This is a genomic window from Ancylobacter crimeensis, from assembly GCF_023016805.1.
Lineage (GTDB): Bacteria > Pseudomonadota > Alphaproteobacteria > Rhizobiales > Xanthobacteraceae > Ancylobacter > Ancylobacter crimeensis.
On record NZ_JALKCH010000001.1, the window covers coordinates 202,666 to 225,988 of the forward strand.

Consider the following 23,323-nt stretch of genomic DNA (forward strand, 5'->3'; position numbering starts at 1 on the left):
GCCATTTCCGGGCAGCCGTGAAGCTGCCCGGAACGTTCATTTTTCAAGCCATTCAAGTCGCCTCTAAGAAGTGAGGCGCTTTAATGCGAGCATCGAGTGCGCTTTATGCGAAGAAATGACCATTCTTTGCGAGCGCCTATAGAAGATCCGGCAAGCTCCTCTAGCTGCAGCCGGTGGTAGAGCCGCAGGTCTCGCACTTCAGGCAGGTGCCGTTGCGCACCATGGTGAAGTTCTGGCACTCCGGGCAGGCCTCGCCCTCATAGCCCTTGGCGCGGGCGATGGCGCGCGCTTCAGCCTTGCTGGCGGGAGCAGCCGATGCCTGGGCGACCGGGGTGGGGGCGGCCCAAGGGAGGGCCTGCGTCTCGTGCGCGGACTCGCTGTCCTCTTCCGGCTCGGCCTTCAGCGCCGTGGCGCCCTGGGTGAGGCCGCCGCGCAGGCTGGTGACATTGGAGCCGCCGGCGACACCGGCGGTGGTCGTGCCGGCCGGCACCACCATCAGGCCGACATTGCGCCCGCGCATCAGTCCCTTGGAGACCATCCGGGTCGCCGCCACCGCGGCCGGGGAGCGCGGTTCGCCCTTGCCGTCGGACTTGCCCTCGTCGACGCCCTTGCCGAGCGCGTCGAACCCGGATTCCGCCGGCTCGACATGGCCGAGATCGTTGCGCCCGAGATAGGACACGGCGAGCTCGCGGAAGATGTAGTCGAGGATCGAGGTCGCGTATTTGATGGTGTCGTTGCCCTGCACCGGGCCCGCGGGCTCGAAGCGGGTGAAGGTGAAGGCGTCGACATACTCTTCCAGCGGCACGCCATATTGCAGGCCGAGCGACACCGAGATGGCGAAGTTGTTGATGAAGGAGCGCAGCGCCGCGCCTTCCTTGTGCATGTCGATGAAGATCTCGCCGAGCCGGCCGTCGTCATATTCGCCGGTGCGCAGATAGACCTTGTGCCCGCCGACGACCGCCTTCTGGGTGTAGCCCTTGCGGCGGTCCGGCATCTTCTCGCGGTCGCGGATGGCGACCACGCGCTCGATGACCTTCTCGACGATCTTCTCGGTGATCTGTGCGGCCCGCGCGGCGGTGGGCTTTTCGATCAGAGCCTCGAGAGCATCTTCCTCGTCGTCCTCGTCGGCGATGAGCTGTGCGTTCAGCGGCTGGGAGAGCTTCGAGCCGTCGCGATAGAGCGCATTGGCCTTCAGCGCCAGGCGCCAGGAGAGAAGATAGGCCTCCTTGCAATCCTCGACCGTCGCCTCGTTCGGCATGTTGATGGTCTTGGAGATCGCGCCCGAGAGGAAGGGCTGCGCCGCCGCCATCATGCGGATATGGCTCTCGACCGAGAGATACCGCTTGCCGATGCGCCCGCACGGATTGGCGCAGTCGAACACCGGATAGTGGTCGACTTTCAGGAAGGGGGCGCCTTCCAGCGTCATGGCACCGCAGACATGAATGTTCGCGGCCTCCACGTCCTTCTTCGAGAAGCCGAGGAAGGCGAGCAGGTCGAACGCCGGGTCGGTCAGCTTGTCGGCCGGCACGCCGAGCGCCGCCAGCGTGTCGTCGCCCAGCGTCCAGCGGTTGAACACGAACTTGATGTCGAAGGCCGACTTCACGCCGGCATCGATCTTGGCCAGCGCGGCGTCGGTGAAGCCCTTCGTCCGCAGGGTCGAGTGATTGATCGCCGGAGCCTGCGCGATCGAGCCATGGCCGACCGCATAGGCCTCGATCTCGGCGATCTGGCTCTCGGTGTAGCCGAGGGTCCGCAGCGCCTCCGGCACGGCGCGGTTGATGATCTTGAAATAGCCGCCGCCGGCCAGCTTCTTGAACTTCACCAGCGCGAAATCGGGCTCGATGCCGGTGGTGTCGCAATCCATGACGAGGCCGATCGTGCCGGTGGGCGCGAGCAGCGTCGTCTGGGCGTTGCGATAGCCATGGGCCTCGCCGAGCCGGATGGCCTCGTCCCAGGTCGCGTGGGCCCGCTCGATGAGGATCGGGTACGGGCAGGCCGCGTGGTCGAGCGGCACCGGATTGGTGTTGAGCGCCTCATAGCCGACCGCTTCGCCATAGGCGGCGCGGCGGTGGTTGCGCATCACCCGCAGCATGTGGGCGCCATTGGCCTCGTAGCCCGGGAAGGGGCCGAGCTCGCGGGCCATCTCGGCCGAGGTGGCATAGGACACGCCGGTCATGATCGCGGTCAGCGCGCCGCAATAGGCGCGGCCTTCCGGCGAATCGTAGGGGATGCCGGAGGTCATCAGCAGGCCGCCGATATTGGCGTAGCCGAGGCCGAGCGTGCGGTACTCGTAGGAGAGCTGGGCGATCTCCCGCGAGGGGAACTGCGCCATCAGGATCGAGATCTCGAGCACCACGGTCCACAGCCGGCAGGCATGCTCATAGCTCGCCACGTCGAACGAGCCGTCGGCCTTGCGGAACTGCAGCAGGTTCAGCGAGGCGAGATTGCACGCCGTGTCGTCGAGGAACATGTATTCCGAGCACGGATTGGACGCGCGGATCGGCCCCGTGGCCGGGCAGGTGTGCCAGTCATTGATGGTGGTGTGGAACTGGATGCCGGGGTCGGCGCAGGCCCATGCGGCATGGCCGATCTTCTCCCACAGCTCGGCGGCCTTCAGCGTCTTCGTCACCTTGCCGGTCGTGCGGCCGACGAGGTTCCAGTCGGCGTCGGCCTGGACCGCATTCAGGAAGGCGTCGTCGACGCGCACCGAGTTGTTGGAGTTCTGGCCCGAGACGGTCAGATACGCCTCTGAATCCCAATCGGTGTCGTAGATCGGGAAGTCGATGTCGGTGTAGCCCTGCTTCGCGAACTGGACGACGCGGCGGATGTAGTTCTCCGGCACCTGCGCCTTCTTGGCGGCGCGGATCTCGCGCTTCAGCGCCGGGTTCTTCTCGGGCTCGAAGCAGTCGTCGCCTTCACCTTCGCAGTTCACGCAGGCCTTCATCACGGCCTTCATGTGTTTCGCGACGGTCTTGGAGCCGGTGACGAGGGCGGCGACCTTCTGCTCCTCCTTCACCTTCCAGTCCACATAGGTCTCGATGTCGGGATGGTCGGCATCGACCACCACCATCTTCGCCGCGCGGCGGGTGGTGCCGCCCGACTTGATGGCGCCGGCGGCGCGATCGCCGATCTTGAGGAAGCTCATCAGGCCGGAGGAACGCCCGCCGCCGGAGAGCTTCTCGCCCTCGCCGCGCAGCGCCGAGAAGTTCGAGCCGGTGCCCGAGCCATATTTGAACAGCCGCGCCTCGCGGACCCACAGGTCCATGATGCCGCCCTCATTCACCAGGTCGTCGCCGACCGACTGGATGAAGCAGGCATGGGGCTGGGGGTGCTCATAGGAGCTCGCCGAGCGGGTCAGCTCGCCGGTGCGGTAGTCGACATAGAAATGGCCCTGGCTCGGTCCGTCGATGCCATAGGCCCAGTGCAGGCCGGTGTTGAACCACTGCGGAGAGTTCGGCGCGGCCATCTGCATGGCGAGCATGTAGCGGTGCTCGTCGAAGAAGGCCTGCGCGTTCTCCTCGCCGTCGAAATAGCCGCCCTTCCAGCCCCAATAGGTCCAGGTGCCGGCGAGGCGGTCGAACACCTGCCGGGCATCGGTCTCGCCGATGTAGCGCTCCTTCTCCGGCAGCTTGGCGAGGGCCTTCTCGTCGGCCGCGCCGCGCCACAGGAAGGAGGGAACGCTCTCTTCCTCGACTTTCTTCAGCCGAGCGGGCACGCCGGCCTTGCGGAAATATTTCTGCGCGAGGATGTCGCTCGCCACCTGGGAAAAGTGCTCGGGCACCTCGATCCCTTCCAGCCGGAAGACGATGGAGCCGTCCGGATTGCGGATCTCACTCGTCACGGTGCGGAAGGCGATGTCCGCATAGGGAGAACGTCCGGCCTTGGTGTAGCGACGCTCGATGCGCATGTCTGGATCCCCACATCCGTGCGAGGACCCTCCTGCAAGGGCCGCCCGCTCTAAAATCTGGCCCGGGCTCTGCCCGCGCACCCTGTCACTTCGGCGGTGTGGGCGGTGCCCCGCCGTTCCGCCTTGAGCTTTAACATCCGCGCGCAACGCCGATCGCCGGTGTTGCCACCGTCGATCCAGATGCGTCCGTGCAAGGAAGGCCGGGCACGACCAAAACGCTGCGCCCCGACGGCCCTCAAACTGGACGACTCTCCCGGCCTCGTCAATCGCTCGTCACAAACTCTAGTGTGGAAGGCGTGAACGAAGCCTAAATCTAGATGGTGACGCGAGGTCGTAACGTCCAGTCTTGTTGGGGCTATCGAGCGCGGATTCGGCCTGCGAGTCCAGCGCGTCCGCCATTTTCCCGCCATGTTGACAGCGGGGACAACGAGGATGGCCGTCCCGCCGCCACATCCCGGTCACGCGCCGGTAACCCAGCCATGCGGCGGGGCGGCTGGACAAAACCGGGCGCGGCGGCTCCTATCCGCCGCCGACGCCGTATCAGGATCCACTCCCGCGTTCCGCCGTCCGGCTCCCGAAAAGGCTCTCCTGATGACCGCGCCCGCCGAGACCGCCGACCGGCCTCACCGTCCGACCTCGCCCGTCACCTTCTTCCTGCTGGCGCTGGCTGCGGGGGCAGGGGCGGGCAATCTCTATTACACCCAGCCGCTGCTGCCCTTGATCGCGCCCGATATCGGGCTCGACGAATCGATCGGCAGCCTCGTGGTGACGCTCGGCCAGATCGGCTACATCTTGGGCCTGCTGCTGGTGGTGCCGCTCGGCGACATCGTCGAGAACCGCAGGCTGATCGCCTCCATCCTAATCCTTGCGGCGGCGGGGTTGCTCCTCGCTTTCTTCGCTCCGACCGCGCCGCTCTTCCTCGCCGCGGCGCTGATGTTCGGCGTCGGTTCGGTGGTGGCGCAGGTCGCGGTGCCCTTCGCCGCCCATCTCGCCGCGCCCGAGGAGCGGGGCCGGCGCGTCGGCAGCGTGGTGAGCGGGCTGATGACCGGCATCCTGCTGGCCCGCCCGGTGGCGAGCATGATTGCGCACTGGTTCGGCTGGCACGCGGTGTTCGGCCTCGCGGCCGCGGTGATGCTGGTGCTGGCGGTGGGGCTGCGGCTCACACTGCCGGAACGCCACCCCCACACCCGAACCGGCTATTTCGCCCTGGTCGGCTCGCTGCCGGGGCTGTGGCGGGCGACGCCGGTTCTGCGCCGGCGGGCGGCCTATCAGGCGGCGATGTTCGCGACCTTCATCCTGTTCTGGACGGCCGTGCCGCTGCTGTTGACCGGCGCGCCCTTCCGTCTCGACCAGCAGGGGCTGGCCTTGTTCGCTCTGGCCGGAGCGGCGAGCGTAGTCATCTCGCCGGTCGCCGGGCGCATCGCCGATCGCGGGTGGTCGCGGGCCGGCACGGTGGGTGCGTTCGTCCTCGCCATCGGCGGCTTCCTCGCGACCCTCTGGGGCGCGCAGGTGGAATCGCTCGGCATCCTCGTCGCCGGGGCGGTGGTGCTCGATCTGGCGGTGACCGCGAATCTGGTGCTCGGCCAGCGAGCCCTCTTCATGCTGGCGCCGGAGCTGCGGGCGCGGCTGAACGGGCTCTATATCGCCGTCTTCTTCTTCGGGGGGGCCTTCGGATCGGCCATCGCCAGCCCGCTTTTCGAGAGCCATGGCTGGCCCGCGGTGACCGCGGCGGCCCTCGTCATGCTGATCGCCGCCTTCCTCTATTTCCTCACAGAACGGCGCGGCCTATAAGCTCGCGACACCGCCCCCGGCGCGGCTGGACAGGGGGCGGTGCCGATGGCATGTTCCGGCCTGAATTGCAGCCCGCACAGGGATCATTGCCGTGAAGCTTTCCGACCTGCTCACCGAGACCTTCACCTGGTGGAACGGCCAGACCATGGGGACCCGGTTCCACACCTGGCGCCATGGCGAGCGCGTGGGCACGGACGAGCTCGGCAATACCTATTACCGCACCAGAGGCGGCAAGGTGGATCCCTCGCTCGGCTTCGAGCGGCGTTGGGTGATCTTCAACGGTCCCGCCGAGGCGACCGCGATTCCCCCCGGCTGGCACGCCTGGATGCACCAGCGCTCCGACATCCCGCCGAGCCAGGAAACCTACACGCCACGCGAGTGGGAGAAGCCGCACCGGCCGAACCCGACCGGCACGGTGGCCGCCTATCATCCGCCGGGCTCCACGCTCGGCCTCAATCACCGCCCGGAAGTGACCGGCGACTATCAGGCCTGGCAGCCGGAATGAGCGATGGCGGCAGCCCGGCACGCCGGGTTCCGTCATCCTCCGTGGCGCGCGGAAGGCACGCCGGTGCGGGTTTCGCGCCCTTCCGCTGCCGCATTGCCGTGGTGACGTCGGCATCCCGATCTGCTCTCGACGCAGGATCTGCTCACAACGCACGATCCGCTCTCAACGACTGTCCGTGATGCCCCGTCTTTCCCCCCTGCCGCTTGCCCTTCTGCTCGTCCTCTTCGCCGGGGGCGCATATGCCCAGCAGGGTTGGCAGGGCGGGGTCGACAGTTCGCCGCTGCCGCCGGCCAACATCCCGGACGGCCCGGTTCAGGACCCCGACACCGCGCCGCTTCCCCCCGGCGTGCCGCCGATCATCGAGACGCCCGCCGCGCCGGCTCCCGGCACCCGCACCAATCGCCAGCCTGCCGCACAGCAGCGCGTGCCCGCGCAGCAGCAGCCGGTGCCCGGCACCACGCCGGCCCCGGCGCCCGGTACCCCGGACAGCGATGTCGAGTTGGTGCAGCCGCCTTCGCAGAAGATCGCGAACAAGACCGCGGTGTTCTCCGGGCTCGACAAGATCACCGGCCGGATCATCACCTTCGACGTGGCGGTGAACGAGACCGTCCAGTTCGGCGCGCTGCGCATCACCCCGCGCGTCTGCTACACCCGCCCGGCCACGGAGACCCAGAACACCACGGGTTTCGTCGAGGTGCAGGAGCAGGAGCTCGACGGCGAGGTGAAGAAGATCTTCTCCGGCTGGATGTTCGCAGCCAGTCCCGGCCTGCACGGCGTCGAGCACCCGATCTATGACGTCTGGCTGACGGACTGCAAGCAGACCGCGCCGGTAATCGCCTCGCCCGGCCCCCAGCAGTAGAAATCGCCGTCCCCTTCCAGCGCACGCGCCAGCAGGTGGTGATAGGAACGGCGCGACACCTCCACTGCGCCGAAGCTGCGCAGGTGCTCGGTCACGAACTGGGTGTCGAGCAGGGTGAAGCCACCCCGCTTCAGCCGGGCGACCAGATGCACCAGGGCGACCTTCGAAGCGTCGCGCGCGCGGTGAAACATGCTCTCGCCGAAGAAGGCGCGTCCCAGCCGGACGCCGTAGAGCCCGCCGACCAGCTCGCCATCCTCCCACGTCTCCACCGAATGGCAGAAGCCTTTGGCGTGCAGGTCCCCATAGAGCTTGCGGATGCGCGGGTTGATCCAGGTGGTCGTGCGCCCCTCCGCCGGGGTGGCGCAGCCATCCATCACCGCCTCGAAGGCGGTGTCCACGCGTATGGTGAAGCGGTCGGAGCGCACGGTGCGGGCGAGGCGGCGGCTGATGGCGAACTCGTCCAGCGGAAGGATGCCGCGCCGCTCCGGCTCGATCCAGTAGAGCCCCGGATCGTCGGCGCTCTCGGCCATGGGGAAGATGCCGCAGGCATAGGCCTTCAGCAGCACCTCGGGCGTGATCTCGGGCTGGTGGTCGCGCGGGTGGGACATGGGCTGAGCATGCCGCAGATGCCCGCCCTTGGAAAGCGCGGTAGGTGCCGGGTGCCTCGACGAAAATGCCCGGCGCAAGGCCGGGCATTGGGATAGCGGAACGAGAAGCGGTGCCGGCTCAGTGGCCGCCCGGCTCGCCTTCGGCCAGGAAATGCTCCAGCCAGTGGATGTCGTAGGCGCCGCGCACGATCTCGTCATTCACGGCAAGCTCGCGGAACAGCGGCAGCGTGGTTTCGATGCCCTCGACCACGAACTCGTCCAGCGCGCGGCGCAGCCGCATCAGGCATTCGGCGCGGGTCTTGCCGTGCACGATAAGCTTGCCGACGAGGCTGTCGTAATAGGGCGGGATCGTATAGCCCTGATACACCGCCGAATCGACGCGCACGCCGAGCCCGCCCGGCACGTGCCAGTAGCCGATCTTGCCCGGCGAGGGGCGGAAGGTGCGCGGGTTTTCCGCATTCACGCGGCACTCGATGGCGTGGCCTTCCAGCACGACGTCTTCCTGCCGGATGCCGAGCGCCTCGCCCGCGGCGACGCGGATCTGCTCGTTGATGAGGTCGATTCCGGTGATCGCCTCCGTCACCGGATGCTCCACCTGAATGCGGGTGTTCATCTCGATGAAGTAGAACTCGCCGTTCTCGTACAGGAACTCGACCGTGCCGGCGCCGAGATATTTCAGGTCGCGCATGGCCTGCGCCACCGTCTCGCCGATGCCGGCGCGCTGCTCCGGCGTGATGATGGGCGAGGGGGCTTCCTCCCAAACCTTCTGGTGCCTACGCTGGAGCGAGCAGTCGCGCTCGCCCAGATGGATCGCGTTGCCCTGGCCGTCGCCAAGCACCTGGATCTCGATATGGCGCGGCGTGCCGAGATATTTCTCGAGATAGACCGCATCGTCGCCGAAAGCGGCGCGCGCCTCGGCGCGGGCGGTGGAGAGCGCCGCGGAGAGCTCGTCGGCCGAGCGGGCGACCTTCATGCCGCGTCCGCCGCCGCCGGCGGCCGCCTTCACCAGAACCGGGAAGCCGATGTCGCTCGCCACCCGCATGGCCTCGTCATCGGAGGAAATGCCGCCATCCGAGCCGGGAACGCAGGGAATGCCGAGGCGCCTCGCGGTCTTCTTGGCTTCGATCTTGTCGCCCATGATGCGGATGTGCTCGGGCTTGGGCCCGATGAACTGCACGCCATGGTCGATGAGGATCTCGGCGAAGCGCGCATTCTCGGCCAGGAAGCCGTAGCCGGGATGCACCGCATCCGCCCCCGTGATCTCGCAGGCGGCGAGGAGGTTCGGGATGTTGAGATAGCTGTCCTTGGCGGCCGGCGGCCCGATGCACACGCTCTCGTCGGCGAGCTTCACATGCATCGCGTCGGCGTCCGCGGTGGAGTGCACCGCGACCGTGGCGATGCCGAGCTCCTTGCAGGCGCGCAGGATGCGCAGGGCGATCTCGCCGCGATTGGCGATCAGGATCTTGCCGAACATGGGCGCGCCCTCACTCGATGATCACGAGGGGTTCGCCATATTCGACCGGCTGGGCGTTCTCGACGAGGATCCGCGTGACCGTGCCGGCCCGCGGAGCGGGAATGGCGTTCATCGTCTTCATGGCCTCGACGATGAGCAGCGTCTGGCCTTCCTTGACCACCGTGCCGACCTCGATGAAGAAGCGGGCGCCCGGCTCCGGGCCGAGATACGCGGTGCCGACCATCGGGGAGGCGACGACGCCGGGATGCTTGGCGGGATCGAGCTTGCCGACCTCTGGCGCCAGCGGGGCGGGCACGGCAGGGGCGGCGGCGACTGCCGCGGGCGCCGCGACCGCGACGGGTGCGGCGGCAACCACGGTCGGCGGCTGGCGCACGACGCGGATGCGCAGATCCTCGTGCTGCACCTCGATCTCGGTCAGGTCGCTCTCTGAGAGCAGATTGGCGATCTCGCGCACCAGCGCGGGGTCGATGGCGGGTTTGTTGGTTTTCATCATGATCCCGTGACGGTCGCCCGTCTCCCTCAATTGGCGCGACTGGAGGCGAGTGCGTCGATGGCGAGGCGATAGCCTTCGATCCCAAGCCCGCAGATCACCCCGTGGGCGACCGGCGAGATGAAGGAGTGGTGACGGAAGGCCTCGCGCGCGAAGACGTTGGACAGGTGCACTTCGACGACATTGAGGCCGGCTGCCTTGATGGCATCGGCGATGGCGATCGAAGTATGGGTATAGGCGGCCGCGTTCAGCACCACGCCGAGGCTTCCGCGCGCCTGCTGCAGAAGCGTGACCAGCTCGCCCTCATGGTTGGTCTGGCCGAAGACCAGCGACAGGCCGTGGCGTTGGCAGGCCACTTGGCATGCGGTCTCGACATCGGCGAGCGTGGAGCGGCCATAAACCTCGGGCTCGCGCGTGCCGAGCAGGTTGAGATTGGGCCCGTTGAGGACGTGAATGGTGGTGGACGAGTGATCCGGCATCGCGCCTCAAGTCGGTCCCTGCACGATTCTGGCCCGTGCGTTTTCCCAGCCCCCGCTGCGGCGTCGTCGCGGCATCGCAGCCGCCATGGCGTCGCGTTCCACGCAGCTCACGCCACGCAGCCGCGCGGTTTATAGGCAAAGGTGACCGCCTCGCCAAGCCCTGTTCAAGCGCTCTTGCGGCAAAGTGCCGGCAGGGCGTGGTTTTGCTAACAACGAAGGAAAGGCCGGCCGCTCTGCGACCGGCCCGGCACTACGACGCTACAGGTGTCGCAGGGTGTTCAGCACTGGGTCTTGCCGCAGTTCCGCACCGCCTGGATGGCGCCCTTGAGCTGGTCGTGCCCGACCGCGCCGACGATCAGCTCGTCACCGAGCACGTAGCTGGGCGTGCCGTTGATGCCGAGCGAATCGGCGATCTTCATGCTCTGCTCGAGCGTGACGCGCACCTCAGGGTCGGCGATCGCGGCTTCCAGCTTGTCGCTGTCGACGCCGACATCCTTAGCGGCGGCCAGCGCCTTGGCCTTGTTGGCCTGCCCGCGGTCGCCGAGCAGCTTCTGGTGGAACGCGAAATATTTGTCGGGCGCCACCATGCGCACGCCCACTGCAACCTGCGCAGCCTCGACGGAGCCCGGGCCGAGGACCGGGAATTCCTTAAGCACGACACGCAGTTTCGGGTCGTTCTTGATAAGATCCACGAGGTCGCCGAGCGAGCGCTTGCAGTAGCCGCAATTGTAATCGAAGAACTCGACCAGCGTGACGTCGCCCTTCGGGTTGCCGACCACGACGGCATGCGGCGAGGTGTAGATGTCGTCCTTCATCGCCGCGATCTGGCTCTTGCGCCGGGTCGCCTCGGCCGCTTCCTGCCGCTTCTGCAGCTCGCCGATCGCCTCCTGGATCACCTCGGGATTCTTCACGAGATAATCGTGGATCAGCGTCTCGAATTCGCTGCGCTGGGTATCGTCGAGCGCGGAGGCCGGCGCGCCGCCCGCGGCAAGGAGAAGGCTCGCCGAGAGAAGACCGGCGGAAAGGGCGCGGGGAAGGGTAAACGGCATCGAAGTCTCCGGGTCGAACATAAGGTTGCCACCTCGGCGGCGGCGATTGGGCGCGGTCGTGCCGGCACGCCGTCGCTCAGGATGGACGCTTTCTTATCGCTTGTGGCGGCGGCTTCAAATTGACGATGTCGTCAGCTTTCAGCCAGCCGGGTGAACCCAGCGGAAATTTCTGCTTGGCGCGGGCGGCCAGCTCGCGGGCGAGACGCACGTCGCCCTCGGCTGCGGCGGACTGGGCGGAGGCGAGGTCGGCATTGGCGAGATCGCCCTTCTGGCCATAGGCCATGGCGAGGTAGCGCCAGCCGGCGGCGGTGCCGTCATCCTGCTGAAGGCTGACGCTCAGCACCCGGATCGCCTCTTCGCTGGCGGATTTGTCGCCGCTCGCCACCAGCGCCTGGCCGAACATGGTGCGGATCAGCGCATTGCTGGACATCTCCGCCGCCTTGCGCAGCGGGGGAACAGCCTCGCGCGCGCGGCCCGATTCGAGCAGAGCCTGCCCCTTCAGCTCGTAGAAATAGGGATTCGAGGGGTTGGTGGCGATCAGGGCGTCGATCTGGCGGACGGCGTCGTTGATGTTGCCATAGCGATAGGCCGAAATGGCGCGGGCATAGCGCGCGGGCATGGAGTTGTCGGAAAGCGGGTAGCGCCGCCCCACCCCGTCCGGCCCTTCGGTGAAGCCGACCAGCTTGGCGCGCATCATGTCGTGGCGGGCCTGGAGGGCGGGCGGGTCCTTGCGATCCTTGTAGGGGCTCTTGGCGACGAGGTCCTCCAGCGCCGCGACGCGCTCGCGCGCCATGGGGTGGCTGAAGGCGTAAGGGTCGACCCGTTGGCTGAGGAAGATCTGGTCGTTGGCGAAGCGCTCGAAGGTCTTCATCATGCCCACCGGCGACTGGCCGGTGGCGTTGAGATAGGTGACCGCGGCGCGGTCGGCGGACTGCTCCTCGCTGCGCTGATAGGCCAGCAGCGAGCGCCGCGCCATGTCCGGCCCAGCCGCCATGCCGGCGGCCGCGGCGCCACCGAGATTGCCCATATTGCCGCCCGCGGCGCCCGCCGCCGCCATGCCCGCGCCCGCCAGCAGCATGCCGACGATCGCCATGGTCTGGGCGTTCTGCAACTGCTCGCGCATCCGCGCCAGATGGCCGCCGGCGATGTGCCCGGTTTCGTGGGCCAGCACGCCGATGATCTCGTTGGGCGTCTGCGACTGCACCAGCGCGCCGGTATTGACGAAGATGCGCCGTCCGTCCGCGACAAAGGCGTTGAAGGAGCGGTCGTTCACCAGAACGACCTGCAGATTCTGCTGGGTGAGGCCGGCGGCCTTCCAGATCGGGCGCATATAGTCGCGCAGCAAGGTCTCGATCTCGGCGTCGCGCACGATGGAGGGACGCGAGCCGGGCGTCGATTCCTGTGCCAGCGCGGGCCCGGTGAAAGGGGCGAGCAGCGTCTCCAGGCCCAACGCCACGGCGGCGACAAGGGCAGTGGCGCGCGGGAACAGGCTCCGGCGGGGAGCAGGGGGCTTGTCAACAGGCAGAGCCATCATCCATCGTCTTCGCATTCGGACCGCCTGCGAGACTGATGGCAGCGGGCACGCCGGGTCAAGCGCGCTTCAGCCATCCTGCGGCGGGCGCGCCGGGCCCCGATGCGCGCTGTCCGCCTGTCTCAACACCAGCCGCAGAATGCGGCATCACGGCGGCGGCGCGGGCGGCTGCGACATCGTCGGCCGCCGCTCCGCCCGGCAAGGATGGAACCCAATGTCCTATACGCTCGCCCATGTCGCCGCTCTCGCCCGCGTCCATGCGGACCAGGCAAGCCGCCGCGAGGGGCTCGCGCCATCCGCCCGCAGCGAGGTTCCTCCCTTCATTGTGATGGACGTGATGGCCCGCGCCGCCGAGATCGAGGCGTTGGACGGGCGCGTGGTTCACATGGAGGTCGGCCAGCCGGCGGCCAAGGCGCCGCTCACCGCGCGCGAGGCCGCCGCCCGCGCCGCGATGGAGGGCACCGTCGGCTACACCGCCGCGCTCGGCATCCCCTCGCTGCGCGCCCGCATCGCTCGGCACTATGTCGAGCGCTACAATGTGGAGGTCGATCCCTCGCGCATCGTGGTGACGACCGGTTCCTCGGGCGGCTTCATCCTCGCCTTTCTCGCGCTGTTCGAACCCGGCGACCGGGTGGCGATCGCCAGCCCCGGCTATCCGCCCTACCGCCACATCCTGAAGGCGCTCGGCTGCGAGCCGGTGCTGATCGAGACCCATGCCGCCTCGCGCTGGGCGATCACGCCCGAGCAGCTTGCCGAGGCCCATGCCGCCGCGCCGCTCAAGGGCGTGCTGGTGGCAAGCCCGGCCAATCCCACCGGCACCATGATGACGCCCGAGGCGCTGGCTGCGCTGGTTGAGGCGGCGCACGGGCTCGGCATCCGCTTCATCTCGGACGAGATCTATCACGGCCTCGACTACGCCTTCCCGGCGGTGACGGCGGCGTGCCTGTCGCCGGACGTGACCGTGATCCATTCCTTCTCGAAATATTTCTGCATGACCGGCTGGCGGGTCGGCTGGATGGTGCTGCCCCCGGCGCTGGTGCGTGCGGCGGAGCGGCTGCAGCAGAACCTGTCGATCTCGGTGCCGACGCTCTCGCAGATCGCCGCCGAGGCCGCCTTTGACGGGGCCGGCGAGATGGAGGCGGTGAAGCACGGCTATGAAGCCAACCGCCTCATCCTCGGCGAGGGCCTGCCCAAAGCCGGGCTGCCGGAATTCCTGCCGGTGGACGGCGCGTTCTATCTCTATGCCGACGTGTCCCGTTTCAGTGATGATTCCGCCGCCTTCGCCCGCCGCCTGCTGGACGAGGCCGGGGTCGCCGCGACGCCGGGCGTCGATTTCGACCCCGTGCGCGGCCACAATTTCCTGCGCCTGTCCTATTGCGGATCGCAGGCCGACATGCACGAGGCGGTGGAACGTATCGGCGGCTTCCTGCGCCGCGGCTGAGCCCGTCAGGCCCGATCGCCCAACAGCACGAGGCGGGCGCTTCCGGTCTCCGCGTTCCAGGCGCGCTCCACATCCGCGAAGGGCGCGGTCACCGTCTCGACAGCAAGGCCCGCGGGACCTGCCGCGGCGAAGGCGGCTGCCACGCTGGCGAGCAGACGAGGGGCCGGCACGCTGCCGATGCCGCTGCCCATGAGCGCGATCGGCGCCGCCCGCAGCGCCGCGCCGGGAAGGGTGATCTCGCCACCGCTCGCTGCGCCGATCTGGACGAAGCGCACCGGCCGATCTTCCCGTTTCGCCCGCGCCGCCGCGACCAGCAGGCGTTCGGCGGTGCGCCCCCACAGATAGTCCAGCACCACATCGACTCCGCCGGCGAAAATCTCCCGCAGCCGCGCGTCCAGAGCGCCGTCATCGGCGGGGATCGCGAGCGTCTCGTCGGCGCCAAGAGTGGCGAGGGCGACGGCATTGCGGCCCGTGGCGATCACCCGGCCGGCGCCGAGATGGCGGGCAATACCGATGGCGAGCCGGCCGGCGGTGCCGGTGGCGCCATTGACCAGTACGGTCTCTCCCGGCCTCAGCACGGCCCGCTCGGTGAGCGCGGCAAAGGACGACATCGCCGGATTCGCCAGCGCGGCGGCGGCAACGTCGTCAAGCCCGTCCGGCACCTCGACGCACTGCGCCGCAGGGACGGGAACGCGCTCGGCGATGGCGCCGAAGGGCGCGCGAGGAAGGGCGAAATAGACCCGGCGTCCATCGGCGAGGTGCCCCACGCCGTCCACGCCGGCGACGAACGGAAAGCCGCCCGCGACGCTGTAATGGCTTCCGCGCGCCCGCCCCCGAGCCAGCGGGCTGACCGCCGCGGCGGCGACCTCCACGATCACCTCGCCCGGCTCGGCGGCGGGCTCGGCGAAATCGGCAAGGATCGGTGAATGTCCGGCCTCGCGGACGACGGCAGCTTTCATCTCGATCTCCATATGTGTGTATAATGCACATATATGGAGGTGCGGATGACGTCGAGCAAAAATGTGCAGGATACACATATCAGTGATCAGCTAAGGCGCCTCCACGGCGCTCTTCTGGACATTGTGGCGGCCATGAACCGGCCCCGGCGCGACGAGGACCTGATCGCCGCGGCCGGCATTCCTCTCGACGGCGCGCTGTTTCCGCTGCTGGTGCTGATCGAGCGTTTCGGGCCGATCGGCGTGGTCGATCTGGCCGACCGTGTCGGCCGCGACCACAGCACGGTCAGCCGGCAGGTGGCACGGCTGGAGGAGAGCGGCTTGATCGCGCGGCGGCCGGGCGTCACGGACCGGCGGGTGCGCGACGCGGTGGCGACGCAGGAGGGGCGGGCGACCTGCCGGCGAATCGACGTCGCCCGCGAGCGATTGATGCGCGGCGCGCTGGCGGACTGGGATGGAAAGGAGCTGGACGCCCTGGTGCGGCTCATGGGGCGCTTTGCCGCCGCGTTCGGCGCCGCCCTTCCGCAGGATCGGGCCGGAAGCCTCGATGCACCGACCGGAAGGCTGGGGGATGCGGGGCTTCCCACAGCCGGTAAAAACGGGCGAGGGGATGGCGGGGCCTGAACGGCGCGGAAGAAGGTCCGGGTGGCGGCGCGCCGCCACCCGGACGGGTCGGATCAGTTGCCGAGCAGCTTGCGGCTCCACCAGCCGGTGCGGCGGGGGCGTTCGTCCTCGGGAACCGGCGCGGAGACATCCGTGGCGGCCGATGGAGCTTCCGTCGCGTCCGGCGCGGCGGCTTCCGGGGCCGGTGTCACCTCGGTCGACGCAGCGTCCGCAGGTGTCCCGGCGTTGTCCGCAGGTGTCCCGGCGTCCGGGGCCTCAGGCGCGGGTGCCTCGGAAGCGGCCTCTCCGGTCGCCGCTTCCGGCGCGGGCTGGACAGCAGCCGGCTCGGGCGCGGCGGATGCGCCGGTCTCGCTCGCCGCAACGGGAGCGGGCTCGCGGACGGTGGAGCGGCGACGGCGCGGCTTGGGCGCTTCCTTCACCGTTTCCACCGCTTCCGCGGCGGGGGCTTCAGCAGCACCCTCGGCAGCCGGCGCGTCGGCAGCCGGCGCCTCGTTGGAATCGGAGGTCGCATCGGCCTCGCCGCGACGGCCACGACGACCGCCACGCGCCCGCCGCTTGGGCTTCGCCTCGGCCGCAGCTTCCGGCTCACCAGCCGGCTCGGCCGCTTCGGCGGCCCCCTCCGTCACGCCCGACTCGGTGATCTCCACCGCGATCGCGCTGCCGGCCTCCTCGGGGGCCCGTTCCTGGGCGGCCTCGGCCACGGTCTCAACCCCAACCTCGGCCGCGATCGGCGCGCCGGCGTCAGCGGAAGCGTCGCCCGCGCTCTCCTCGTCCTCGCCGTCCTCGTCGGAACCCTCGGCCGATTCAGCGTAGGCCTGCCCGTTGGGACCGCCCTCACCATTGCCGTTGCGCCGGCGGCGACGGCGGCGACGGCGACGACGGCCGCCACCTTCGCCCTCGCCTCGGCCACCCTCGCCCTCGCCGCGACCTTCTTCACGCGGTTCGCGGGCCTCGCGCGGCGGCTCGGCGGTCTCGGTCTCTTCCTCGGCCTCTGCGGCCTCGTCCTCGGCGTCCTCCGGCAGAACCTCGTCGGCGATCTCATGCACCGGCTCTGGGGAGCGGGGCAGCGGGATCGGGTTGGGAACGAGGTCGCCCTTGTCGATGGCGAAGGGAATCAGCCCGGTGAGGCTCTGGTCGGCCGATACCGTGACGATGACGCCGAACCGCTCTTCAAGCTCATGCAGGTGGGCGCGCTTGTGGTTCAGCACATAAAGCGCGTTCTCGGCGCGGGTGCGCACCACCAGATTGTGGGTGTTGGACTTGAGCAGCATGTCCTCCACCGCGCGCAGCAGCTGCAGCGCGACGGACGAGGACGAGCGCACATGGCCGGTGCCGCCGCAGTGCGGACACACCTCGGTGGAGCTTTCCAGCACGCCGGTGCGAATGCGCTGGCGGCTCATCTCCATCAGGCCGAAATGCGAGATGCGGCCGAGCTGGATGCGCGCGCGGTCGTTCTTCAGGCAATCCTTCAGCTTGCGCTCGACCGCCCGGTTGTTGCGCTTTTCGTCCATGTCGATGAAATCGATGACGATCAGCCCGGCGAGGTCGCGCAGGCGCAGCTGGCGGGCCACCTCCTCGGCGGCCTCCAGATTGGTCTTCAGCGCGGTGTCCTCGATATTGTGCTCGCGGGTCGAGCGCCCGGAGTTCACGTCGATGGAGACCAGCGCCTCGGTCGGGTTGATGACGATGTAGCCGCCGGAGCGCAGCTGCACGACGGGCGAGAACATCGCGTCGAGCTGGCTTTCCACCCCGAAGCGGGCGAAGACCGGCTGCTGGTCGCGATAGGGCTTCACGTTCTTCGCATGGCTCGGCATGAGCATGCGCATGAAGTCCTTGGCCTCGCGGTAGCCGTCGTCGCCGGCGACCAGAACCTCGTCGATGTCCTTGTTGTAGAGGTCGCGGATCGAGCGCTTGATCAGCGAGCCTTCCTCATAGACCAGCGAAGGCGCGGAGGAGGCCAGCGTCAGCTCGCGCACATTCTCCCACAGCCGCAGCAGATATTCGAAGTCGCGCTTGATCTCCGCCTTGGTGCGATTGGCACCGGCGGTGCGCAGGATGACGCCCATCCCCTCCGGCACGTCGAGGTCGGAGGCGACCTCCTTCAGCCGCTTGCGGTCCTCGGCCGAGGTGATCTTGCGGGAGATGCCGCCGCCGCGGGCGGTGTTCGGCATCAGCACGGAATAGCGGCCGGCGAGCGAGAGATAGGTGGTCAGCGCGGCGCCCTTGTTGCCGCGCTCCTCCTTCACGACCTGAACCAGCATGATCTGCCGGCGCTTGATCACTTCCTGGATCTTGTAGGTGCGGGCGCGGCGCGGGGCGGCGCGCTCGGGCACCTCCTCCAGCGCGTCGTCGGAGCCGACCTGCTCGACGACCTCGTCCTCGGCATGCACCTCCTCGACGCCGCCGCCTTCGTCATCGGCGGAGGGCTTGCGGGTGCGGCGGGCGGGACCGCTCTCATCCTCGGAAGCGGCCTCGGAAGCCGCATCGACGGGCGCCTCGGAAACGGTCTCGTCGCCGGCCGCATCGGCCGCGACGTTCTTCGCGCCGCCGCGCGGACGGCGGGCACGGCCCTTCGGCTTGTCCTCGTCCTCCGCCTCGGCATCGCGCTTCTGCTGGCGCTCTTCCTCGGCCAGCAGGGCCTGCCGGTCGGCGACCGGGATCTGGTAATAATCGGGGTGGATTTCGCTGAAGGCGAGGAAGCCGTGGCGGTTGCCGCCATATTCCACGAAGGCGGCCTGCAGCGACGGCTCGACCCGCGTTACCTTCGCGAGATAGATGTTGCCGCGCAGCGGCTTGCGGCTTGCAGCCTCGAAGTCGAACTCTTCGACCCGGCTGCCGCGCACCACCACAACCCGGGTCTCCTCCGGATGGGTGGCGTCGATAAGCATCTTGTTGGCCATGGAACTCTCATATGCGGACAAGGCCGCGCGGGCGCGCTCGGCGCCGGGCCGCTGGGGCGATGTCCATAAGCGGTGATCGGAAACGAACAGGAGAAGGCGAGGGATGTCCGAACCGGGCCGAAGCCGATGCGCGCCGTGGCCGTGCCGCAGAAACGAGCCCGGCGGGTCAGCCCGCTCGGTTCCCGATCTGCACTTGCCGGCGGACGCATCATCACTTGCTGCCGTCTATCCCTCGACCGAACATGGAGGCCGCGATCCTTGTGCGATCCGGCCTGCGGCGCCTGGCGGCATCTCGCGCGGCCGCCGGATGGCGAAACCGCCCCGGCGACGTCTGCAGCGCTGGACGGCCATGAAGGGGATGACGGCGGTGCGGTCCGGGGCATGAGCCGCGCGGCGATCCGCCACGCTGCTGGCCGTCGCGCTCCCTTACGGGACCAGCGCGACGGATGAGCGGACGCCATTCCTGGTGGTCCGCGCCGCCGGGCCGCGAATGCCGGACACCGCGCAGGCAATCCGAAATGCGAACCATTTGCTTGCCCTTAATAGCGGCATGCGTGTCGTTTTGGCAAGGACGCAATCGCCGCCCGACCGCCCGCGCATCCACGCAAGAAAGCGTGCGCGCGCCAACATGATTCTGCCGTCAAGACTTGATTAACCGACGCCGCCTATTCCGGTAAAATGCGAGTGCCCCGGGACCGCGGGGCTTTTCCGGCTGCGGCGGCTTCAGGAAAACGGACTGCGGGAGACCCAATGAACTGGCGCGCCCCATTGCTCGCCCTCGCGCTCATCTGGCCGGCAACGCTCTTGCCAGCCAGGGCGGGCGATGTCGCGACCGTCGCCGCCGCGACGCCCGCGGCCGCCGCCGGCGTGCCCGGTGCCGATTCCTCGCCCGCCGTTCCCGCCGCCGCCGTTCCTGCCGCGGTCGGCCCTGCGATCGCCACGGATGCCCGGCTGGCCGGCGACGAGGAGCGCACGCGCCTCGTCATGGACCTGTCGCGCCCGGTGCCGTTCGGCGCCTTCGCCCTCGCCGATCCCTATCGCGTGGTCGTGGACATTCCCGATGTGGTCTTCACCGTGCCGCCGAGCGCGGGCCAGCAGGGCAGGGGACTCGTCTCCGCCTTCCGCTTCGGCCTGTTCGCGCCGGGCAAGGCGCGGCTCGTGATCGACGTCACCGACCCGGTGAAGATCGACAAGGTCTTCGTCATCGACCCCATCGACGGCCAGCCGGCGCGTCTCGTGGTCGATCTCGTGAAGACCGACCGGGTCAGCTTCATGAAGTCGGTCGCCGCTCCGGTGCAGCGCGCGCAGGCCGCGCCCGTTCTGCCGGCTCCGCCGGTCACCAACAATGACGGGCGCCCGGTCATCGTGCTCGACCCCGGCCATGGCGGCATCGACGCCGGCGCGGTGAATGCGAGCGCCGGCATCTATGAGAAGGACGTGGTGCTCTCCATCGCCACGCTGCTGCGCAAGAAGCTGGACGCCACCGGCCGCTACCGCGTGGTGATGACCCGCGACGGCGACACCTTCGTGCCGCTCGGCGACCGGGTGAAGGTCGCGCGCGACCAGCAGGCCCGGCTCTTCATATCGCTGCACGCTGATTCGCTCGCCGCGCGCTCGGGGCAGGTGCGCGGTGCGACGGTCTACACCCTCTCCGACCGCGCCTCCGACGCCGAGGCCCAGCGCCTCGCCGATGCCGAAAACCGCGCCGACATGATCGCCGGCCTCGATCTCTCCGACGAGCCGACCGACGTCGCCGGCATCCTGCTCGACCTCGCCCAGCGCGAGACGAAGAACTTCTCGGCCCTCTTCGCCCGCACCCTGGTCGGCAAGATCGACGACGTGGCGCGCATGCACAAATCGCCGCTGAAATCGGCCGGTTTCAAGGTGTTGAAGGCGCCGGACGTGCCGTCCGTGCTGTTCGAGCTCGGCTATCTGTCGAGCGAGAAGGATGTCGAGCTGATGACCTCCGATGCGTGGAAGGAGAAGGTGACGGACGCCATGGTCACCGCCATCAACGCCTATTTCGCCTCGCAAGGCGGCAGTTCCGCCCCCGTGGCGATGCCTTGACGGCATTGCCCTTCGGTCCGCAATGGGCCATGTAGCCCCGGTGGCGGCGGGGCGCGGCGGCATCTTTACCGGCCGGCCGGTCGCGATACGGCCATAGTTCGCCCCCACACGTCGCGGCAGGGCGATCGGATTCATCCGCGCCGACGCTGCGTCATCCGGGGATGGTGACGAAGCTGGTCGGACGGGCAGACATGGGGTCGGGGCGGCATGCGGCTGCTTCTGCGTTTTCTTGGATTCTGTTTCGCCCTCGGCACGATCGTGTTCGTCATCGCCGGGGCGGGCGCGGCCTATTTCGTCTGGAAGTTCTCGCAGGACCTGCCGGACTATACGCAGCTCCAGAACTACGAGCCGCCGGTGATGACCCGCGTCCATGCCGCGGACGGCTCGCTGCTGGCGGAATACGCCAAGGAGCGCCGGCTCTATCTGCCGATCCAGAACATTCCCAAGCTGCTGATCGAGGCCTTCATCTCGGCCGAGGATAAGAACTTCTATTCCCACAGCGGTGTCGACATCACCGGCATCGGCCGCGCCGCGGTGTCCTACATCCAGAACTACGGCTCCGGCCGCCGCCCGCAGGGTGCCTCGACCATAACCCAGCAGGTCGCCAAGAACTTCCTGCTCACCAACGAGCTGTCGATCGATCGCAAGATCAAGGAAGCGCTGCTAGCGCTGCGCATCGAGCGCACCTATTCCAAGGACAAGATCCTCGAGCTCTATCTCAACGAGATCTATCTCGGCATCGGCGCCTATGGCGTGGCCGCGGCCTCGCTGCTCTATTTCGACAAGTCGGTGAACGAACTCGACATCGCGCAGGTCGCCTATCTTGCCGCATTGCCGAAGGGCCCGAACAATTATCACCCCATCCGCGAGCACGACGCCGCCGTCGCCCGCCGCAACTGGGTGATCGACCGCATGGCCGAGAACGGCTACATCACCGCCGAGCAGGCCGAGAAGGCCAAGGCCGAGCCGCTCGACGTGACCTCGCGGCCGACCGGCGCCCACATCTTCTCCGCCGAATATTTTGCCGAGGACGTGCGCCGCGAGATCGCCTCCCGCTACGGCGAGGACAAGCTCTATGGCGGCGGCCTCTCGGTGCGCACCACGCTCAATCCCAAGCTGCAGGTCATCGCCAAGAAGGCGCTGCTGGACGGGCTCACCCGCTTCGACGAGCAGCGCGGCTATCGCGGCGCGATCACGGTGATCGAGCCGAGCGGCGACTGGGGCGGGCGGCTTTCGCAGGTGCGCTCCTTCGGCGACATTCCCTGGCGCCTCGCCGTGGTGCTGGAGGCGGGCGGCGACACCGCGAAGATCGGCCTGCAGCCGCTGCGCGACAAGTCCGGCCAGTTCGAAACCCAGCGCCAGGTCGGCGTCGTCACCGCAGAAGGCGTGAAATGGGCGCTGCGCGGCAAGAAGGGCGTTTCCTCCGTCCTCAAGGCCGGGGACGTCATCTATGTCGAGCCGATCGACGGCAAGGACGGGCAGTGGCGCCTGCGCCAGCAGCCCAAGGTCGAGGGCGCGCTCGTCGCCATGGACCAGTGGACCGGCCGCGTGCTCGCCATGGTAGGCGGATTCTCCTTCGAGGAGAGCCAGTTCAACCGCGCCACGCAGGCCTATCGCCAGCCGGGCTCCTCCTTCAAGCCGATCGTCTATTCCTCCGCGCTGGACAATGGCTACACGCCGTCCTCCATCGTGCTGGACGCGCCGTTCGAGCTGAATCAGGCCGGGCAGGCCACGTGGCGGCCGGAGAACTATTCCGGCAAGTTCTACGGCCCGCAGACGCTGCGCTTCGGCCTCGAACAGTCGCGCAACGTGATGACGGTGCGGCTCGCCAACGACATCGGCATGCCGACCATCGTGGAATATGCCAAGCGCTTCGGAGTGTATGACAATCTGATGCCGGTGCTCTCCATGGCGCTCGGCGCCGGCGAGACCACGGTGATGCGCATGGTTTCGGCCTATTCCGAGCTCGCCAATGGCGGCGTGAAGATCAAGCCGACCCTGATCGACCGCATCCAGGACCGCTACGGCAAGACCATCTACCGCCACGACGAGCGCGTCTGCCAGGGCTGCGATTCCGACAACTGGCAGAACCAGCCCGAGCCGACGCTGGTGGATCACCGCGAGCAGGTGATCGACCCGATGACTGCCTACCAGATCACGTCGATGATGGAAGGCGTGGTCCAGCGCGGCACCGGCGTGGCTCTGAAGGAACTGGGCAAGCCGGTGGCGGGCAAGACCGGCACCACCAATGACGAGAAGGACGCCTGGTTCGTCGGCTTCACGCCGGACATGGTGGTCGGCGTCTATCTCGGCTTCGATACCCCGAAGCCGATGGGCAAGGGCTCGACCGGCGGCCTGATCGCCGCCCCGGTGGTGCGCGACTTCATGAAGGTCGCGTTGGCGGATCGTCCGGCCGTGCCGTTCCGCGTGCCGCCGGGCATCAAGCTGATCCGCGTCAATCCCAAGACCGGCATGCGCGCCGGCCCGGGCGAGGCGTCGATCCTCGAAGGCTTCAAGCCGGGCACCGCGCCGCCGGACAGCTATTATGTCGCCGGCGGCGGCGGTGGCGGCAGCTCGGGCGTGGTGACGCCCGATGCCGACCGCGCGGTGGGCGCCGACGGCACCGGCGGGCTCTATTGAGG

16 protein-coding genes are annotated in these 23,323 nt (G+C 68.4%); 7 read left to right on the plus strand and 9 right to left on the minus strand.

Annotated features, from left to right (window positions below; translation table 11 throughout):
* Positions 1-160 precede the first annotated feature (160 nt).
* Positions 161-3,907 carry a vitamin B12-dependent ribonucleotide reductase gene (locus MWN34_RS00895; protein WP_247025746.1) on the minus strand — a complete coding sequence of 1,249 codons (3,747 nt, stop codon included), beginning with the start codon at positions 3,905-3,907 and terminating at the stop codon, positions 161-163.
* Between the two features lie 591 nt (positions 3,908-4,498).
* On the opposite strand from MWN34_RS00895, the gene MWN34_RS00900 reads away from it, so the two are divergent.
* From MWN34_RS00900 to MWN34_RS19680, 3 genes are all read left to right on the plus strand, one after another.
* Positions 4,499-5,698, plus strand: a complete 1,200-nt coding sequence (locus tag MWN34_RS00900) for an MFS transporter (protein ID WP_247025747.1) — start codon at positions 4,499-4,501, stop codon at positions 5,696-5,698.
* A gap of 91 nt (positions 5,699-5,789) precedes the next feature.
* Positions 5,790-6,203: an NADH:ubiquinone oxidoreductase subunit NDUFA12 gene (locus MWN34_RS00905; protein WP_343311771.1), complete on the plus strand. Its 414-nt coding sequence runs from the start codon at positions 5,790-5,792 to the stop codon at positions 6,201-6,203.
* 178 nt (positions 6,204-6,381) lie between these two features.
* Positions 6,382-7,062 carry a DUF2155 domain-containing protein gene (locus MWN34_RS19680; RefSeq protein WP_343311772.1) on the plus strand — a complete coding sequence of 227 codons (681 nt, stop codon included), beginning with the start codon at positions 6,382-6,384 and terminating at the stop codon, positions 7,060-7,062.
* Here the strand turns inward: MWN34_RS19680 and aat are convergent.
* From aat to MWN34_RS00940, 6 genes are all read right to left on the minus strand, one after another.
* On the minus strand, positions 6,993-7,670 hold the full coding sequence (aat, locus tag MWN34_RS00915; RefSeq protein ID WP_247025748.1) for a leucyl/phenylalanyl-tRNA--protein transferase: 678 nt from the start codon (positions 7,668-7,670) through the stop codon (positions 6,993-6,995). The two genes, MWN34_RS19680 and aat, sit on opposite strands and share 70 nt — an antisense overlap.
* A 118-nt stretch (positions 7,671-7,788) precedes the next feature.
* Positions 7,789-9,144, minus strand: coding sequence for an acetyl-CoA carboxylase biotin carboxylase subunit (gene accC, locus MWN34_RS00920; protein WP_247025749.1), 1,356 nt, complete (start codon positions 9,142-9,144; stop codon positions 7,789-7,791).
* Between the two features lie 10 nt (positions 9,145-9,154).
* On the minus strand, positions 9,155-9,634 hold the full coding sequence (gene accB, locus MWN34_RS00925; protein ID WP_425532036.1) for an acetyl-CoA carboxylase biotin carboxyl carrier protein: 480 nt from the start codon (positions 9,632-9,634) through the stop codon (positions 9,155-9,157).
* Between the two features lie 29 nt (positions 9,635-9,663).
* A complete protein-coding gene (aroQ, locus tag MWN34_RS00930) occupies positions 9,664-10,113 on the minus strand; it encodes a type II 3-dehydroquinate dehydratase (protein WP_247025751.1) in 450 nt (149 codons plus the stop codon).
* Between the two features lie 278 nt (positions 10,114-10,391).
* Positions 10,392-11,162 (minus strand): DsbA family protein, encoded by a 771-nt coding sequence (locus tag MWN34_RS00935; protein ID WP_247025752.1) that lies wholly within the window; start codon positions 11,160-11,162, stop codon positions 10,392-10,394.
* Between the two features lie 76 nt (positions 11,163-11,238).
* On the minus strand, positions 11,239-12,693 hold the full coding sequence (locus MWN34_RS00940; protein ID WP_247025753.1) for a M48 family metalloprotease: 1,455 nt from the start codon (positions 12,691-12,693) through the stop codon (positions 11,239-11,241).
* Between the two features lie 328 nt (positions 12,694-13,021).
* On the opposite strand from MWN34_RS00940, the gene MWN34_RS00945 reads away from it, so the two are divergent.
* A complete protein-coding gene (locus tag MWN34_RS00945; protein WP_247026118.1) occupies positions 13,022-14,134 on the plus strand; it encodes a pyridoxal phosphate-dependent aminotransferase in 1,113 nt (370 codons plus the stop codon).
* A 5-nt stretch (positions 14,135-14,139) separates the two neighbouring features.
* On the opposite strand, the gene MWN34_RS00950 is transcribed toward MWN34_RS00945, so the two are convergent.
* A complete protein-coding gene (locus tag MWN34_RS00950) occupies positions 14,140-15,093 on the minus strand; it encodes a quinone oxidoreductase family protein (RefSeq protein WP_247025754.1) in 954 nt (317 codons plus the stop codon).
* Between the two features lie 45 nt (positions 15,094-15,138).
* On the opposite strand from MWN34_RS00950, the gene MWN34_RS00955 reads away from it, so the two are divergent.
* Positions 15,139-15,714 (plus strand): MarR family winged helix-turn-helix transcriptional regulator, encoded by a 576-nt coding sequence (locus MWN34_RS00955; protein WP_247025755.1) that lies wholly within the window; start codon positions 15,139-15,141, stop codon positions 15,712-15,714.
* A 53-nt stretch (positions 15,715-15,767) separates the two neighbouring features.
* Here the strand turns inward: MWN34_RS00955 and MWN34_RS00960 are convergent, their stop codons facing one another.
* A complete protein-coding gene (locus MWN34_RS00960; protein WP_247025756.1) occupies positions 15,768-18,614 on the minus strand; it encodes an Rne/Rng family ribonuclease in 2,847 nt (948 codons plus the stop codon).
* A 750-nt stretch (positions 18,615-19,364) separates the two neighbouring features.
* Between MWN34_RS00960 and MWN34_RS00965 the strand changes: the two genes are divergently transcribed.
* Both MWN34_RS00965 and MWN34_RS00970 read left to right on the plus strand, forming a co-directional pair.
* Positions 19,365-20,681 (plus strand): N-acetylmuramoyl-L-alanine amidase, encoded by a 1,317-nt coding sequence (locus MWN34_RS00965; RefSeq protein WP_247025757.1) that lies wholly within the window; start codon positions 19,365-19,367, stop codon positions 20,679-20,681.
* 207 nt (positions 20,682-20,888) lie between these two features.
* On the plus strand, positions 20,889-23,321 hold the full coding sequence (locus tag MWN34_RS00970; protein ID WP_247025758.1) for a penicillin-binding protein 1A: 2,433 nt from the start codon (positions 20,889-20,891) through the stop codon (positions 23,319-23,321).
* The last annotated feature ends 2 nt before the right edge of the window (positions 23,322-23,323 follow it).

Excerpts from the sequence above, each read along its gene's own strand:
- MWN34_RS00895 (WP_247025746.1), bottom strand. The coding sequence starts at position 3,907 with ATGCGCATCGAGCGTCGCTACACCAAGGCCGGACGTTCTCCCTATGCG.
- MWN34_RS00900 (WP_247025747.1), top strand. The coding sequence starts at position 4,499 with ATGACCGCGCCCGCCGAGACCGCCGACCGGCCTCACCGTCCGACCTCG.
- MWN34_RS19680 (WP_343311772.1), top strand. The coding sequence starts at position 6,382 with ATGCCCCGTCTTTCCCCCCTGCCGCTTGCCCTTCTGCTCGTCCTCTTC.
- aat (WP_247025748.1), bottom strand. The coding sequence starts at position 7,670 with ATGTCCCACCCGCGCGACCACCAGCCCGAGATCACGCCCGAGGTGCTG.
- accC (WP_247025749.1), bottom strand. The coding sequence starts at position 9,144 with ATGTTCGGCAAGATCCTGATCGCCAATCGCGGCGAGATCGCCCTGCGC.
- accB (WP_425532036.1), bottom strand. The coding sequence starts at position 9,634 with ATGAAAACCAACAAACCCGCCATCGACCCCGCGCTGGTGCGCGAGATC.
- aroQ (WP_247025751.1), bottom strand. The coding sequence starts at position 10,113 with ATGCCGGATCACTCGTCCACCACCATTCACGTCCTCAACGGGCCCAAT.
- MWN34_RS00935 (WP_247025752.1), bottom strand. The coding sequence starts at position 11,162 with ATGCCGTTTACCCTTCCCCGCGCCCTTTCCGCCGGTCTTCTCTCGGCG.
- MWN34_RS00940 (WP_247025753.1), bottom strand. The coding sequence starts at position 12,693 with ATGGCTCTGCCTGTTGACAAGCCCCCTGCTCCCCGCCGGAGCCTGTTC.
- MWN34_RS00945 (WP_247026118.1), top strand. The coding sequence starts at position 13,022 with ATGGACGTGATGGCCCGCGCCGCCGAGATCGAGGCGTTGGACGGGCGC.
- MWN34_RS00950 (WP_247025754.1), bottom strand. The coding sequence starts at position 15,093 with ATGAAAGCTGCCGTCGTCCGCGAGGCCGGACATTCACCGATCCTTGCC.
- MWN34_RS00955 (WP_247025755.1), top strand. The coding sequence starts at position 15,139 with ATGACGTCGAGCAAAAATGTGCAGGATACACATATCAGTGATCAGCTA.
- MWN34_RS00960 (WP_247025756.1), bottom strand. The coding sequence starts at position 18,614 with ATGGCCAACAAGATGCTTATCGACGCCACCCATCCGGAGGAGACCCGG.
- MWN34_RS00965 (WP_247025757.1), top strand. The coding sequence starts at position 19,365 with ATGAACTGGCGCGCCCCATTGCTCGCCCTCGCGCTCATCTGGCCGGCA.
- MWN34_RS00970 (WP_247025758.1), top strand. The coding sequence starts at position 20,889 with ATGCGGCTGCTTCTGCGTTTTCTTGGATTCTGTTTCGCCCTCGGCACG.